General features: G+C 66.3%; 13 protein-coding genes. 9 read left to right on the top strand and 4 right to left on the bottom strand.

All coding sequences use genetic code 11. The features are described from left to right. Positions 1–41: 41 nt before the first annotated feature. The 6 genes from FYJ91_RS06480 to FYJ91_RS06455 all read left to right on the top strand — a co-directional run bounded on the left by FYJ91_RS06480 (position 42) and on the right by FYJ91_RS06455 (position 5,297). On the top strand, positions 42–2,396 hold the full coding sequence (locus FYJ91_RS06480; protein ID WP_149521486.1) for an FtsK/SpoIIIE family DNA translocase: 2,355 nt from the start codon (positions 42–44) through the stop codon (positions 2,394–2,396). A gap of 113 nt (positions 2,397–2,509) precedes the next feature. Next, the gene (locus tag FYJ91_RS06475; RefSeq protein WP_149521485.1) at positions 2,510–3,043 is read left to right on the top strand and encodes a group II truncated hemoglobin; all 534 of its coding nucleotides are present in this window, start codon (positions 2,510–2,512) and stop codon (positions 3,041–3,043) included. A 117-nt stretch (positions 3,044–3,160) separates the two neighbouring features. Beyond that, positions 3,161–3,448 (top strand): YggT family protein, encoded by a 288-nt coding sequence (locus FYJ91_RS06470; protein WP_149521484.1) that lies wholly within the window; start codon positions 3,161–3,163, stop codon positions 3,446–3,448. After that, on the top strand, positions 3,445–3,762 hold the full coding sequence (locus FYJ91_RS06465; protein ID WP_149522287.1) for a DUF167 family protein: 318 nt from the start codon (positions 3,445–3,447) through the stop codon (positions 3,760–3,762). Before FYJ91_RS06470 ends, FYJ91_RS06465 begins: the two co-directional genes overlap by 4 nt. Next, positions 3,759–4,652 (top strand): bifunctional methylenetetrahydrofolate dehydrogenase/methenyltetrahydrofolate cyclohydrolase FolD, encoded by an 894-nt coding sequence (folD, locus tag FYJ91_RS06460; RefSeq protein WP_149521483.1) that lies wholly within the window; start codon positions 3,759–3,761, stop codon positions 4,650–4,652. Before FYJ91_RS06465 ends, folD begins: the two co-directional genes overlap by 4 nt. A gap of 3 nt (positions 4,653–4,655) precedes the next feature. Beyond that, entirely contained in the window at positions 4,656–5,297 is a 642-nt protein-coding gene (locus tag FYJ91_RS06455) for a MarC family protein (protein WP_149521482.1), read from the top strand. A 136-nt stretch (positions 5,298–5,433) separates the two neighbouring features. On the opposite strand, the gene FYJ91_RS06450 is transcribed toward FYJ91_RS06455, so the two are convergent. After that, entirely contained in the window at positions 5,434–7,197 is a 1,764-nt protein-coding gene (locus FYJ91_RS06450) for an AcrB/AcrD/AcrF family protein (RefSeq protein WP_246152497.1), read from the bottom strand. Between the two features lie 124 nt (positions 7,198–7,321). Here FYJ91_RS06450 and FYJ91_RS06445 point away from each other — a divergent pair, with 124 nt between their 5' ends. The 3 genes from FYJ91_RS06445 to FYJ91_RS06435 are packed head-to-tail and all read left to right on the top strand — an operon-like array spanning position 7,322 to position 9,487. Then, a complete protein-coding gene (locus FYJ91_RS06445) occupies positions 7,322–7,789 on the top strand; it encodes a GtrA family protein (protein WP_246152495.1) in 468 nt (155 codons plus the stop codon). After that, positions 7,786–8,751 (top strand): glycosyltransferase family 2 protein, encoded by a 966-nt coding sequence (locus FYJ91_RS06440; RefSeq protein ID WP_149521480.1) that lies wholly within the window; start codon positions 7,786–7,788, stop codon positions 8,749–8,751. The genes FYJ91_RS06445 and FYJ91_RS06440 overlap by 4 nt, the downstream gene beginning before the upstream one ends. 1 nt (position 8,752) lies before the next feature. Then, positions 8,753–9,487 carry a class I SAM-dependent methyltransferase gene (locus FYJ91_RS06435; protein ID WP_149521479.1) on the top strand — a complete coding sequence of 245 codons (735 nt, stop codon included), beginning with the start codon at positions 8,753–8,755 and terminating at the stop codon, positions 9,485–9,487. Here the strand turns inward: FYJ91_RS06435 and FYJ91_RS06430 are convergent. From FYJ91_RS06430 to FYJ91_RS06420, 3 genes are read right to left on the bottom strand one after another with little or no spacing between them, the layout of a single operon-like run. Then, a complete protein-coding gene (locus FYJ91_RS06430) occupies positions 9,415–11,013 on the bottom strand; it encodes a hypothetical protein (RefSeq protein ID WP_149521478.1) in 1,599 nt (532 codons plus the stop codon). The two genes, FYJ91_RS06435 and FYJ91_RS06430, sit on opposite strands and share 73 nt — an antisense overlap. A 50-nt stretch (positions 11,014–11,063) precedes the next feature. Continuing rightward, positions 11,064–12,833, bottom strand: coding sequence for a hypothetical protein (locus FYJ91_RS06425; RefSeq protein WP_149521477.1), 1,770 nt, complete (start codon positions 12,831–12,833; stop codon positions 11,064–11,066). 41 nt (positions 12,834–12,874) lie between these two features. Further along, on the bottom strand, positions 12,875–14,404 hold the full coding sequence (locus tag FYJ91_RS06420) for an NAD(P)/FAD-dependent oxidoreductase (RefSeq protein WP_149521476.1): 1,530 nt from the start codon (positions 14,402–14,404) through the stop codon (positions 12,875–12,877). Positions 14,405–14,414 lie beyond the last annotated feature (10 nt).

Raw genomic sequence — 14,414 nt, 5'->3', positions numbered from 1 at the left:
GCGCCCGGAACATTTGGGGCACAGGCCCCGAAGGCGGGACCATGGCGACAGCAGCGGATCAGGCATTCAAACCCGGCGGGACGCTGAAGGGTTTCGGCGCACGCGCGGGGGCGATCCTCGCGGCGATCGCGCTGATCACGGGCACGATCGCGCTCGGCTTCGCGCTGATCAGCTACCACGTCACCGATCCGGCGCTGAACACTGCCGCGGGCGGCCCGCCTGCCAATGTGCTGGGTTATCCAGGCGCCTGGATCGCCGATCTCGCGCTCACCCTCGTCGGCCCGCCGATTGCACTGACGCTGCCGCTCGGGCTCGTCTGGGGCATGCGACTGTGGCGCGGTGCGCCGGTCGGTCGCTGGGGCCGGTCGTTGTCGATCGCGCTCGCCGCCGGCATCGCCACCGGCATTGGCCTCGCCCTGTTCCGGGGCGGCTCGGTCGCGGGTCTGCCGGCGGGCCTGGGCGGCGTGCTGGGCTTTTCGGGCGGTGCGCTGGTGATGCTGGGGGTCGACCAGATCGGTGACCCGATGGCGCAGAATGCCGTGCGCCTCAGCATCGCCGCCTTGTTCGCCGTGCTGGGCCTGTCGCTGTGGATCTGGGGTCTCGGCCTGCTCGCTGACGAGCGTGACTGGCTGCTGCGGCGTGGTGCCTATGCGCGGCGTGCGCGGATCGATGAGGATCTTGCCGACGACGACCTGTTCGAAGACGACGATATCGAGGCGCTGGAACGCATGCCCGTTCCCGCACGCCCCCCGCGCCACGCGCCGATCGACGAGGATGAGGCGCCCGCCCCGCCCCCCGTCATCGCCGACCGCAAGAAGGCGCCCGCGCCCTCCGCCAAGGCGCAGGCGCGCGACCGGCAGAGCGCGCTGCCGCTGGGTGACACCTACAAGCTGCCGGGGCTCGACCTGCTCGCGCCGCCGCCGCCCAGCAACGGCAAGTCGATCGACAAGGCCGCGCTGGAACGCAACGCCCGCCTGCTCGAAAGCGTGCTCGACGATTTCAACGTCAAGGGCCGCATCGTCGAGATCCGCCCCGGCCCCGTCGTCACCATGTACGAACTGGAACCGGCGAGCGGCATCAAGGCGAGCCGCGTGATCGCGCTGGCGGACGATATCGCGCGCAACATGTCCGCCATGTCGGCGCGCATCGCCGTGATCCCCGGCCGCACCGTGATCGGCATCGAACTGCCCAACCAGAAGCGTGAGGGCGTGGTCCTTTCCGAACTGATCGCGTCGGACGCGTTCGAGGATGTCGCCGGCCTCGCGCTCGTGCTCGGCAAGAATATCGGCGGCGAACCGGTGATCGCCGATCTCGCGCCCATGCCCCATCTGCTCGTCGCCGGCACCACCGGATCGGGCAAGTCGGTCGGTCTCAACTGCATGATCCTGTCGCTGCTCTACCGGCTGACACCCGATCAGTGCCGCATGATCATGATCGATCCCAAGATGCTCGAACTCAGCATCTACGACGACATCCCCCACCTGCTGTCGCCCGTCGTGACCGAACCGCAAAAGGCGGTGCGCGCGCTCAAATGGGCGGTCGAGCAGATGGAGGACCGCTATCGCATGATGGCGTCGGTCGGCGTGCGCGGGCTCGCCAGCTTCAACGACAAGGTCCGCGCCGCCAAGGCCAAGGGCCAGCCGCTCGGCCGCAAGGTGCAGACCGGTTACGACGCCGAAAGCGGTCGACCGATCTACGAGGAAGAAAAGCTCGATTACGATCCGTTGCCCCAGATCGTCGTGATCGTCGACGAGCTGGCCGATCTGATGATGACCGCGGGCAAGGAGGTGGAATTCCTCATCCAGCGGCTCGCGCAGAAGGCGCGGGCGGCAGGCATCCACCTGATCATGGCGACGCAGCGCCCCTCGGTCGACGTCATCACCGGCGTGATCAAGGCGAACCTGCCGACGCGGATCAGCTTCCAGGTCACGTCGAAGATCGACAGCCGCACCATCCTGGGCGAGCAGGGCGCCGAGCAGCTGCTGGGCAAGGGCGACATGCTCTACATGCCGGGCGGCAAGCAGATTGCCCGCGTCCACGGCCCCTTCGTCAGCGATGAAGAGGTCCGCGCGATCGCCGAGCATTGGAAGATGCAGGGCACGCCCGATTATATCAGCGCGGTCACCGAGGAGCCCGAGGATGGCGGCTTCGCGCTCGAAGGCGCGCCAGCGGCCGACGATCCCGAGACCGCGACCTATCGCAAGGCGATCCAGCTCGTCGTCGAGAATCGTAAGGCATCGACCAGCTGGCTCCAGCGCCAGTTGCGCATCGGCTACAACAGTGCGGCGCGGCTGATCGAGCGGATGGAGAAGGACGACATCATCTCCACCCCCGATCATGTCGGCCGCCGCGAAGTAATGATTGACGTCGCCGATCTGGGCCGCTTCCTGAGCTGACCTCCATCATCCCCTTCCAGGGGGAGGATTATCGGGTTTGATCCCTGTCAAAGCGAATCGGCCGTGCCTGCCCCAAAGTCCGTCCCAGAAGCGGGCTTGGAAGGATCAGGCGCATGACCGACGTTTCCGTCACACACGGCGTGCCAGTGCAGGATCGTTCGGAGCCCGCTTCGCCCATCGCCTCGACACCGTCGGGCCCCGCCACCGCCGCGTCTTTTGCGACGCCCTATCAGGCGCTGGGCGGGGCGACGGTGATCGAGGCGATCATCGATCGCTTCTACGATCTGGTCGAACATGATCCGGCCTATGCCGAACTTCGCGCGATGCACGCCGCCGATCTCGGCCCGGTGCGCCGCTCGCTGGCGCGTTTCCTCACCGGATGGTGCGGCGGCCCGCGCGACTGGTTTCGCGAGGATCGGCCGGGCGGCAGCTGCGTTATGTCGCTCCACCGCAGCCTCGCGATCGATCCCGCAACCGCCGGCCAGTGGATCGACGCGATGACCCGCGCGATCGGCGGCCAGCCCGGACTCGACGAAAGCCTTGCCGCCTTGATGGTCGAGCGGCTGGACCTGATGGTGCGCGGCATGATCAACCGGGCAGTCGGCGAAGATGCCGCCGCGCGCCGTCAGGCGGAGGCAACGGCCTGACGCACCCTTGCGCGCGACCGGCGGCAACCTAAATCGGCTACGGAACGACACCGGCTTCGCGCCGGTTTGCGTCGCACCGTATGGATCGGCTACGTCAGCCGCAGAGGTTTCCCGCACATGATCATCGACATCATCATCTATCTGCTCGGCATCCTGACGATGATCATCATCATCCAGGCGATCCTGTCCTGGCTGGTGGCGTTCAACGTCATCAACACCTACAATGATTTCGTCCGCCAGTTTCTCTACGCGCTCGATCGGATCACCGAGCCGCTCTACAAGCCGGTCCGCAAGATCCTGCCCGATTTCGGGGCGCTCGATCTGTCGCCGCTGGTGGTCCTGATCCTGATCCAGATCATAGAGCGCGTTCTGCGCGGCGTTCAGAGCGGGTCGCCGCTGATCTGACCGTCTGGACCGCCACGGATGACGGCCTGATCCTCGCTGTCCGGGCGCGTCCTCGCGGCGGGCGCGATGCGATCGAGCGGGCCGCTGTCGACGCCGACGGGCGGTGCTGGCTATCGGTCCGGCTGGCCGCCGCGCCCAGCGACGGGGCGGCCAATGCAGCGCTGGTCGCGCTGGTCGCAAAGACACTCGGCATCCGCAGAAGTGACGTGACGCTGGCGGCGGGGGCCACGGCGCGGCTAAAGAGGCTGCATGTCAGGGGCGACGCGACCGCATTGGGCGCCGCCATAGATGCACTCATCAGGGGTTTGGAATGACGGCGGACATCATCGACGGCAAGGCGTTCGCGGCAAATCTGCGCGCGAAGGTGGCGGCGATGGTGCCGGCCTTCCGCGAGAAGGCAGGCCGTGCGCCGGGCCTTGCGGTCGTGCTGGTCGGGGAGGATCCGGCGAGCCAGGTCTATGTGCGCAACAAGCACAAGACGACGGTCGAGGCCGGCATGGAAAGCTTCGAGCACCGCCTGCCCGCCGATACGACGCAGGACGCGCTGACCGCGCTGGTCGAGCAGCTCAACGCCGATCCGGCGGTGGACGGCATCCTCGTCCAGCTGCCTCTACCCAAGCAGATCGACGAGAGCGCGGTGCTGGCCACGATCGATCCCGACAAGGATGTCGATGGTTTCCACGTCGTCAATGTCGGCCGCCTGTCGACGGGCATGCACGGTTACGTCCCCTGCACCCCGCTGGGCTGCGTGATGCTACTCAAGGATCGGCTGGGCGATCTTTCGGGCAAGGATGCCGTCGTCATCGGCCGATCGAACATCGTCGGCAAGCCGATGGCGCAACTGCTCCTCGCTGAAAACTGCACCGTCACCGTCGCGCACAGCCGCACCGCCCATCTGCCCGAAGTCGTGCGCCGCGCCGACATCGTCGTGGCGGCAGTGGGCCGGCCGGAAATGGTCAAGGCCGACTGGATCAAGCCCGGCGCGACCGTGATCGACGTCGGCATCAATCGCGTTCCAGGTGCGGAGCCGGGCAAGACGAAGCTGGTCGGCGATGTCGATTTTGCCGAAGCTGTGGAAGTCGCTGGCGCGATCACGCCGGTTCCGGGGGGCGTCGGCCCGATGACGATCGCGGTCCTGCTGCGCAACACCTTGGTCGCCGCGCATCGGCTTGCGGACGTCCCCTATGATGAAAAAGCGATCTGACCGGTGATCGCGCTGTTCCTCTCCGCCTTCGTGACATTGTTCGTGGTCATCGATCCGCCCGGCTGCGCGCCGATCTTCGCCAGCCTCACCCCCGGCGCCAGCGATCGGCAGCGGCGCGCGATGGCGATCCGCGCGACCGTGATCGCGGGCGTGGTGCTGCTGCTGTTCGCGCTGATCGGCGAGAAATTGCTGTCGACTTTGGGCATCAGCCTGGATGCCTTCCGCATTGCGGGCGGCGTGATGCTGTTCCTGATCGCGCTCGAAATGGTGTTCGAAAAGCGTACCGAACGGCGCGAAGGTCGTGCGGAGGAGATCAGCAAGAAGGCGGCCGAGGAGCAGCGCGAGATCGAGGACGTCTCGGTCTTCCCGATGGCGATCCCGATGATTGCGGGGCCGGGATCGATCGCGACGACGATGCTGCTCGTGTCGCGCAGCAATGGCGTCGAACAGTCGGTGGTGGTGATCGTGGCGCTGCTGGCGGTGCTGGCGCTGATGCTGGCAGCACTTCTGGCCGCGGGCGCGATCATGCGCGTGCTGGGGCCGAAGCTGGAGGCGATGATCACGCGCATTCTGGGCGTGCTGCTGGCGGCTCTGGCGGTGCAGTTCGTGATCGATGGGATCACGAAGGCGTTCAATCTGGCTTAGCCCCAGATCCTCCCCCGGAGGGGGAGGTGGCAGTCCGAAGGACTGACGGAGGGGTATTGGCCGGCAGCGATGCGCCAAGCCTCTTGCTACCCCTCCACCGCTTCGCGGTCCCCCTCCCCCTCCGGGGGAGGATTTTTCACCCCACAAGCTTCCACAGCCGGTAGGGCGAGTTGGCCGGAAGTTCGACGCGTTCGAGCCAGGTCGGTACCTGATCCTTCATCAGCTGACGATAGAAGCCGCCTTTGTCGTAGAGCGTCGTTTCCGCCATGCCGGGGCAGACGAGCAGCATCGTCGCCTTGTGCCGCTTCATCACGTCGTGCGCGACTTTGGGCGATGCGTCGCGGAAGGCGTGGTGGACGTCGAGGATCGCCTGGCTGTTGCGGTGATAGGGGCCGGCGATCGCGCTGTGCCCGGTCATCGCGATCAGGCGCGGGCCAAAATCGACATGGGTCAGGATCACCGTCGGCTTGAACGCGCCGAGTTCGCGTAAGTACGCGATGCGCGGGCAACGCACGCTGCGGTCCACAACCTTCTTCTTCGCCGCCTTCTCCGATTTCGGCCAGTGCGTCGTGACATATTCGACGCCGAGGCCGGAGACCGCGAGGAACGCCGCCGTCGGCCCCAGCACGCGCACGACGCTGGTCTTCGCATTGAGCAGCCGGCTCATCACCGGCCACGCGAGCGCGGTCGCGCCGAACACGCCCAGCATCTGCGCCTGCGGGCCATAGCGCGACTGCCAGAACATGCATGCGGTCGAAAAGACGCTGAGCAAGGCGATCGTCGCCCAGGCGGGAGCACTCGCCTGCCCGCGCGCGCGCCACCACGCGAAGATCGCGCCCAGCGCGCCGAAGACCGGGAGTGCTGCGATGTTGACCGCGTCGCGCCACGCCTTGGTGTGGAGCGGGCGCACCTCGCGCACATGGCTGAACCACAGCTTTTCGAGTTCGGGCGAGAGATGTTCGGGGCGGCCCAGGCATTGCGGGAAGGCGCCTGCATAGACGCCCGCCACCGCGCCCGCCGCGACGCCCGCAAGCGCCAGACGCAGCACGCGGCTTTCGACGCGCGCGTAGGAGAGGGCGAACAGCAAAGCGCCGGCCAGCAGCATCGCGGTGAGATAGACGGGCGAGAAGGCGTCGCAGACGGGCAGGCGATTGTCGTAGGACGCGAAGCCCGCGAAGATGATCGCCGAACCGCCCGCCAGCACGACCGCATAGCCGCGCATCCGATCGGCCTCGGCGCGGTCCCAGATCCAGCGCAACACCGTCGCCGCCCCCGCCATCGCCATCGACGGCAGAAGTTCGAGGCCGATGCCCAGCGATACGACGGTCGCCGTCGCGACGGTCACGCCGCCACGCTTGCCGACCGGATCGGCGAGGCCGGCGAGCGCGAGCATCAGCATCGCCAGCTGCCAGCCATGATGATCGACGCGCAGCGGGAACCACATGAACATCGCGGTCTGCGCGCACAGCAGCATCGCGAAGGCGAGCGGGTAGGCAAGCGGCGCGATCAGCCGGCGGCTCGCCAGGATCAGCGCCCACAGGGTCGCCCCGAAGGCGAGCATCGGCGCCACCGTGGTCGCGAAGCGTAGCGAGGTGAAGTTGTCGGTCACCTGCCGCGACAGGAACAGCAGCACCGCGATCGGCAGATCGACGATCCGGGTCCAGTGGATGCTCGCCCCCGCCGGTGGATCGAGCTTGTGCTGGCGCAGATCGAACCAGCCTTGCCCGTTCAGCCACGCCTGCACCTGCGCCAGCCGCATATTGTCGTCGGTGTCGCCCAGGCCCAGGACGCGGATCGACGCCCATTTGTAGATGAGCATGTAGATGATCGTACCCGCGAACATCAGCCAGAATGTCCGCCGCCAATGCCGCTCGACGAACGCGATGATCCGATCTTCCACCGATGCCCCTAACCTTGTGATGCGTGCGAGCGTAGAGCGCATGCCGTTGGATGAGAAGCGCTTCCACTCTCCTCCCCCGCCAAGGGGAGGTGTCAGCGCAGCTGACGGAGGGGGAGGATTGAGAATGCACCGGCCGCTTGAGGCGCGCCCGCTTTTGTGGAAGAGCGCGAACCACATGCGCAGCGCAGGCCTCCTTTCAGCCGAACGCCTCGTACTCCTGGGTCAGCTCGTCCGTTATGGGATCAGCGGAGGGATAGCGAGCCTCGTCAACATCGGCGTGTATCACGCCGGGGTTAAGCTTGCGCATCTCGATCCCAACCTGGCCTGGACGATCGGATTTCTGGCAGCGGCGACCACCGGCTACATCATCCATTCGCGCTGGAGCTTCCGTGGCCATGGCCGTCGCGACAATGTCTGGCGGCAGACGTCGCGCTTCTTCATCGTCTCGCTGGTCAGCTTCGCGCTCAACAGCGTCTGGGTTTATATGCTCGTCCAGCACTTCAAACTGCCGATCTGGGCCCCGTATCCTTTCGCGTTGTTCGTGACCCCTTTGCTCGTCTTCTGGCTCAATCGCGTCTGGGTGTTCGGATGAGCGCGCCTCTCATCAGCCTGATCGTCCCGGTGAAGAACGAAGAGGACGCGATCGGCCCCTTCGTCACGCGCGTCACCGCCGTGCTCGACCGACTGTGCGATCCCGATGGGGCCGCCGTCGGCTGGGAAATCCTGTTCGTCGACGACGGATCGACCGACGCGACCCTCGCCGCGATCATCGCCGCCAATATGGCCGACGCCCGCATCGTCGGCATCTCGCTGTCGCGTAATTTCGGCAAGGAAGCGGCACTGTCGGCGGGGCTCGATACCGTGCGCGGACGCACCGTCGTTCCGATCGACGTCGACATGCAGGATCCGCCCGAGGTGTTGGGCGACATGATCGACAAATGGCGCGAGGGTTATGAGGTCGTCTATGGCGTCCGCCGCAACCGGATGACCGACAGCTTTCCCAAGCGTTTGACCGCCGATCTCTATTATCGCGCGCATAACTGGCTGTCGGCGGACAAGATCCCCGAACATGCCGGCGACTTCCGCCTGCTCGATCGCCGCGTCGTCGAAGTCATCAAACAGATGCCCGAGCGCAACCGCTTCATGAAGGGGCTGTTCGCCTGGTCGGGCTTCCGCCAGACCGCGGTCGAATATGACCGGGCCGAACGCGCGGTGGGCACCACCAAGTTCAACTATTGGAAGCTGTGGACACTCGCGATCGACGGCATCACCTCGGCCTCGACGCTGCCGCTCAGGGTCTGGTCTTATCTGGGCGCGGGCGTGGCGTTGTTCGCGTTGATCTACGCGCTCTATCTGCTGGTGCGGGTGATGATCTACGGCGTCGACACGCCGGGCTATGCGTCGATGATGGTCGCGACCCTGTTCCTGGGGGGCATGCAGTTGCTGTCGCTGGGGATATTGGGCGAATATGTCGGCCGCATCCTGGTCGAAACCAAGCATCGCCCGATCTATGTGGTGCGCCAGCGCATCGGTGCGGTTGAAGGAGAAGAGTGAGTTGGATCGCGCCGTCTATGATCGCATGGCCGAGATCGATGCCGACCACTGGTGGTTCGTCGCGCGTCGAAAGATCATCGCGGCACTGATCGATCGCTTCCGCCCCAAGGCGGGACCGATGCGGATCCTGGAGGTCGGCTGCGGCACCGGATCGAACCTCGCACTGCTGCAACGTTATGGCAGCGTCGACGCGATCGAGCCCGACGACGGCGCCCGCGCGCTCGCCACCGAACGCAGCGGCCTGGCGATCATGGGCGGCTACCTGCCCCACGGCGTACCGCTGGAAGAAGGCCATTACGATCTGATCGTGCTGTTCGACGTGCTGGAGCATATCCCCGAGGACGTGCCCGCGCTCGCCGCTCTGCGCACCAAGCTGGCACCCGGCGGCCGCATCCTCGTCACCGTTCCCGGCACGCCCTGGCTGTGGAGCGCGCACGACGCCGAACACCACCACCAGCGCCGTTATACCGAGGAACATCTCACCCGCGTCTTTGCCGAGGCGGGCCTGACACCCCGCCACACCAGCCATTTCAACACTTTGCTCTTCCCGCTGATCGTCGCGGTGCGGGGGGTGGGCAAATTGCTGGGGCGCGAGGGCAATGACGACAAGATGCCGTCAGCGCCGGTCAATGCGGCCTTGACGGCAATCTTCGGGGTCGAGCGTCACTGGGTGGCGAAGGCGCGCGTGCCGTTCGGCGTTTCCATCGCCATGATCGCCGAGCCTTCGATCTCGTAAAGCGCGCCCCGCTCGCCGCCGTTCCAGATCTGCTTCAGGCTCGGATCGTCCTTCGGCCAATGTTCGGGGGCGGTGTTGATCAGCCACAGATAATCGAAGGCGGCGTGCGGGAAGAGCGCGATCGAGCTTTCGATGCTGCGCGTCGTGCGTGAACGACACCGCTTGGGCCGCATCACCTGGGTCGGATCCTCCGAATAACCCTTGGCCGGCGCATAGCGGATGCTGAGTAGTTGCGCCCCCGGCATCGTCCACAGCCCGTTGACGAAGGCTTCCTTGCGAACCACCGCGATCGCCCCGAGATGTTCGAGCCGTGGTGCCTCCCACTGGCTCAGGCATGGCAGGTCGATCAGCACGAAGATCCGCGAACCCTGCTTCACATGATCGAGCGCCTTCAGCTGATCCTCATAGCGGGTCGCGAAGGCATCGAAGCGCACGGTCGACAAATAGAGTCGGTAGCCGAACAGCGCGAGCGCGATCAGCGCGGTGGCGGCCAGCGCGCGTCGGTCGGTATAGCGCGGCACGATCGCGATCACCCCGATCGCGATCAGATAAGGCGCGAGTCGCATGTCGGCATAGGCCGATCCGATCACGATGCGCGGCATCAGCACATAGGCGATCGCCAGCACGATCATCGCCACACCCAGCACGCGGCGCATGCGGAAGCCGAGGCCGATCGTCGCGAACGCGATCAGCACCAGCAGCACGGCGACATTATACATGTCGAGCGCCATCCAGTGGTTGCGCAGCGACGAGACCAGATAGACGTATTTGGCGACCCAGTTGAACCAGTCGGTCGTCTCCCCTGTCACCGCGCCCGATCGCCATGCGACCATCAGGAGGAGCGGCGGCGCGAGCGGAAGGCAGTGGAGGGCCCCCCACCACAGCGACTGGAGTACCGACTTGCCCGTATCGCGCACGCGGATGATCTCGGCCGCGAAGGCGAGCAGGCCGAGCACGCCCCAGGCGAAACCGTGCGCCAGCCAGATGACGGCGCCGATCGGCACGAACAGGATCGCGCGCAGCCGCAAGCGCCCGGTACGCGCCATCCACAGCCACAAGGCGAACGCATTGAGCGTCAGCGCCATCGCGAAGACGTAGTTGATGAAGCCCCACTGGAACGGCCAGCTGAACGCGAAGGGCGCGACCAGTGCGGCGGTGGCGGGCAGCCGCCCGTGAACTTCGCGCGCGACCAGCAGGAAACCGAGCAACGTCAGCGGCGGAACGCTCATGACGATCAGCTTCACGCCCAGCTCGATCCCGAAGATCTTCGACATGGGGATGATGAGCAGATCGACGCCAAGATTGCCCATCAGCGCCCAGTTGAAGCCGTAGAAGCGCGACAGCAAAGGCGATTCGGGCGGTGCGGTCTCCACCGCATAGCGCGCCATATGGCCCAGCAGGTCGGTCAGCGGAATGATCTGCGGCCGGATCATCGGGATCAGGCAGGCAAGCGACAGCGCCGCGATGTACCAGGGGCTGGTCCACCAGCCCTTGGGGGGCGTCGCATGCGGCGCGGAACGGAACATCACGCGCCCTTATTTCGGCACGCGGCCGCCCGCAAGGGGAGGCGGTGCGGTTACGCCACCTTCCGCCACAGACGGAAGGGGCTTCCCGGCAGGGCGACCGGTTGCAACCAGGCCGGCGGATGCCCCGCGATCAGGCGCGCCATCAGCCCGTGCGGCGCGGCCTTGATATAGACCTGCGCCTCTTCGGCTTCGGGATCGATCAGCACATGGGTCATGCCCCGGGCTGCCATCATCCGGCGGGTCGCATCGATGTTGCCGGTGAAGGCGGTGATCGTGCGACGCAACGGGCCGGCGTTGCGATGATAGCCCGACGCCGGAAAGCGATGATGCGTGTGGACCAGCAGCGACGGCGCGACATCGAGCGACGACAGCATGTAGGTCGCAGGCAGAGCATCGAGCGCGCTCCAGCGATCGCACCCCTTGGCGCAGGTATAAGCGATCGCATCGCCCTGCCCCACCGGCGCGGGCGCCATCGCGCCGATCAGCGCGCCACCGATCCCGGCCGCGGTCAGCGGCGAGGCGGCGAGAATCGCGGCGCTCGATCCGATCACGCGCGTCGGCATCCGCGGCCAGCGCCGCACACTATCGAGCGCGCGCGCGAGCAACCACGCCGCCCCCGGCAGCGCAAAGCCGTGTGCGACGGCCGATGTGCGCTGGACGAGCAGCGAGAGCACGAAGGCCGCGCCCGCGATCAGCAGCAAGGTCGCCCACTGTCGCCGGCCATCGCTGCCATCCGCCTTGCGCCAACCAAGCGCCAGTCCCCCCAGGCCGATCATCGGGAAGGCGAGGATCATCCCCTGCATGTCGGCCGACTGGTGCCAGATCGGCAGCCCTTCGAGGACATGTTCATACCAGAAACCGCGCGTCACCGGATCGAGCGCGCCGAACGGCCCCGCCGCGCACAAAGGTGCTACGGAGAGGAATGCGGTCAGCCCCGCCGCCGTGCCCAACATGATCGGTACGGCGCGAAGCAGGCGCGATGGTCCGGCAAAGCCTCGCGCCGCCACGATCGCGCCCAGCGCGCCGCCCCCGATCAGCGCAAGCCAGGCCGGCCCCATCGCGTCGCATTCGGTGTGGCCCCATGCCGACAGGCGATGCGCGACGAGAAACCAGATCGCCGCCCCACCTGCGAAGGCGGCGGCAAAACCCTGAAGCCGCGCCGCATGGCCGGCATCGTCGCGGCCGATGATGAAGCGCAGGATGACGAGGCCGAAGAGGACTGCGACCATCGGCACGCCCTCCATCGAAACCGACAGCCAGATCGCGGCCGCCAGCCCGGCGAGCAGGCCGCCGCGCAGCGCGCGCGTGTCGATCAAGGCGGCGACGGTCGCCATCGCCATCATCGTCTGCCAGCCATGATGGTCGATCCGCATCGGCATCGTCTGGAACAGGATCGGCGGGCAACAGGCGACGAGCAGAGGCGCTGCCAGCGCGGCCGGTCGCCCGCCCACGCGCCGCGCCGCGACCATCACCGCCGCCATGATTCCGAGCAGGATCGCCAGCGGCACGACGCTTAAGGCCACGCGCTCGGCCAGGACATCGCCCAGCAGCGGCCGGAACAGCAGGGTCAGCGCGGCGATCGGCAGGTCGACGATCCGCGACCAATGCATCGCGAAGCCGCGCGGCGGATCGAGCCGGTATTGCGTGACGTCGAACCAGCTCTGCCCGCCGATCCAGTCGCGGACTTCCATCAACCGCATATAATCGTCGGGATCCCACATCCGCAGCAGCACGATATGCGGCCAGGCGAGGACCATCGTCACCGCGACCGCGATCCCCCATGGGGCAAGGAGGGCGATTGCGCCTTCTCCCCACGCCATTCGTCTATTCTCACCGGTTCGGAGATCGGTCACGGAAAGGCTCAGGCGGCCTTCTTCAACCGCCGCGGGACCAGCCGTTCGGAGCGCAAAGCGGCGGCGACGCCGGCATCGTCGCCCTCCGAACCCGCCTCGTGATATTCGGCATCCTCGTTCACCGCCCACAGATCGTGGCGGCGACGGCCTTCGACGATGTTCCGCACCGCGAGCATCGCGGTCATCATCGCATGATCCTGATTGTTGTACCGGTGCATGCCGTTGCGGCCGACCATCTGCAGCGTGGGATAACGCGCTTCCAGCTCCGCGCGGATCGCCGCGACGTGGCCGGCATAATGATCGTCATAGACCGGATAGGCCTTTTCCTGACGCACCACCGCGCCGCCGACCACGTCGCGCGGATCGCACAGGCCCAGCCGCGCGAGTTCGGCGGTCGCCAGCGCGATCAGCCCCTCGTCGGTCGAGCTCCACAGCCCGTCGCCTTCGAAGCAGAAATATTCGAGGCCGACGCAGGCCAGCGCCTCGTCGGGCACCATTTCGGGCGACCAGCTGCGGAAGTTCTGGATGCGGCCGACCTTCACCTTGTCTTCGTGGATGTAGATCCAGTTGTCGGGGAACAGGTCCTCCGATCGGATCATCAGCGCGACGGTCAGGAAGTCGCGATAGTTGAGCGCCATCGCGTTCGGCATCGATTTGGGCATCGGATGGAGCCGCGCGACGAGTTCGCGCACCGGCGCCGAGCTGATCAGATGGTCTGCGGTGATGACACGGGTCTTGCCGCCCCCGGCCTTGATCGTGATGCGCCAGTGGCCCGCCGCCTCGTCCCAGCTCGCCTGGTGCAGCGCATGGCCCATCAGGAATCGGTTGCCATGTTCGAGGATGCGATCGCGCGCGGCGTCCCACATCATGCCGGGGCCCTTGCGTGGATAGCGGAAGCTTTCGAGCAGGGTCTTGGCCTGCATCCCGTCATTGGGGCGCCGGTTGAGGCCCAGCGAGCGCTTGATCCCGTCGAACACCGCCTTGCCCAGCGACAGCCCCTTGATCCGCTGCGCCGCCCAGTCGGCCGACATGTCCTCGCACGGCATGCCCCAGACTTTTTCGGTGTAGGTCTTGAAGAAGATGCCGAACAGCCGCTCGCCGAACTGGTTGATCACCCATTTGTCGAACGACCGCACGTCCTTGTTGGGAAACAGCTTGGCACGGAAGAAGGAGAGCATGCACAGGCTCGATTCGATCAGCCCGAGCTTCCTCAGCGCATCGAAGGCGCGCAGCGGATAATCGTAGAATTTGCCCCGATAATAGATGCGGCTCATGCGCGGACGCTCGATGAAATCGTTCGGCAACAGCTCGTCCCACAGATCGACCACCTCGCGGGACTTGGAAAAGAAACGATGCCCGCCAATGTCGAATCGGAAGCCGGCATGTTCGACGGTGCGGCTGATCCCGCCCACCTGTTCGGCATCCTTTTCGACCAAAGTCACCGAAAAACCGTGCTTACCCAGCAGATAGCCGGCGGTGAGACCTGCCGGCCCCGCGCCGATGATGGCGACGTCACTATGCTGTTCGGCCGGGCTCATGGGGGTCGAA

The sequence above is a fragment of the Sphingomonas montanisoli genome (assembly GCF_008274695.1).
Lineage (GTDB): Bacteria > Pseudomonadota > Alphaproteobacteria > Sphingomonadales > Sphingomonadaceae > Rhizorhabdus > Rhizorhabdus montanisoli.
Note: the sequence above shows the minus strand (reverse complement) of the source record. Positions and strands in the feature narration are given on the sequence as shown.

What these genes read in the sequence shown, in the direction of transcription:
- FYJ91_RS06480 (WP_149521486.1), top strand. Translation starts at nt 42, where the DNA reads ATGGCGACAGCAGCGGATCAGGCATTCAAACCCGGCGGGACGCTGAAG.
- folD (WP_149521483.1), top strand. Translation starts at nt 3,759, where the DNA reads ATGACGGCGGACATCATCGACGGCAAGGCGTTCGCGGCAAATCTGCGC.
- FYJ91_RS06430 (WP_149521478.1), bottom strand. Translation starts at nt 11,013, where the DNA reads ATGTTCCGTTCCGCGCCGCATGCGACGCCCCCCAAGGGCTGGTGGACC.
- FYJ91_RS06440 (WP_149521480.1), top strand. Translation starts at nt 7,786, where the DNA reads ATGAGCGCGCCTCTCATCAGCCTGATCGTCCCGGTGAAGAACGAAGAG.
- FYJ91_RS06475 (WP_149521485.1), top strand. Translation starts at nt 2,510, where the DNA reads ATGACCGACGTTTCCGTCACACACGGCGTGCCAGTGCAGGATCGTTCG.
- FYJ91_RS06470 (WP_149521484.1), top strand. Translation starts at nt 3,161, where the DNA reads ATGATCATCGACATCATCATCTATCTGCTCGGCATCCTGACGATGATC.
- FYJ91_RS06425 (WP_149521477.1), bottom strand. Translation starts at nt 12,833, where the DNA reads ATGGCGTGGGGAGAAGGCGCAATCGCCCTCCTTGCCCCATGGGGGATC.
- FYJ91_RS06445 (WP_246152495.1), top strand. Translation starts at nt 7,322, where the DNA reads ATGCACCGGCCGCTTGAGGCGCGCCCGCTTTTGTGGAAGAGCGCGAAC.
- FYJ91_RS06420 (WP_149521476.1), bottom strand. Translation starts at nt 14,404, where the DNA reads ATGAGCCCGGCCGAACAGCATAGTGACGTCGCCATCATCGGCGCGGGG.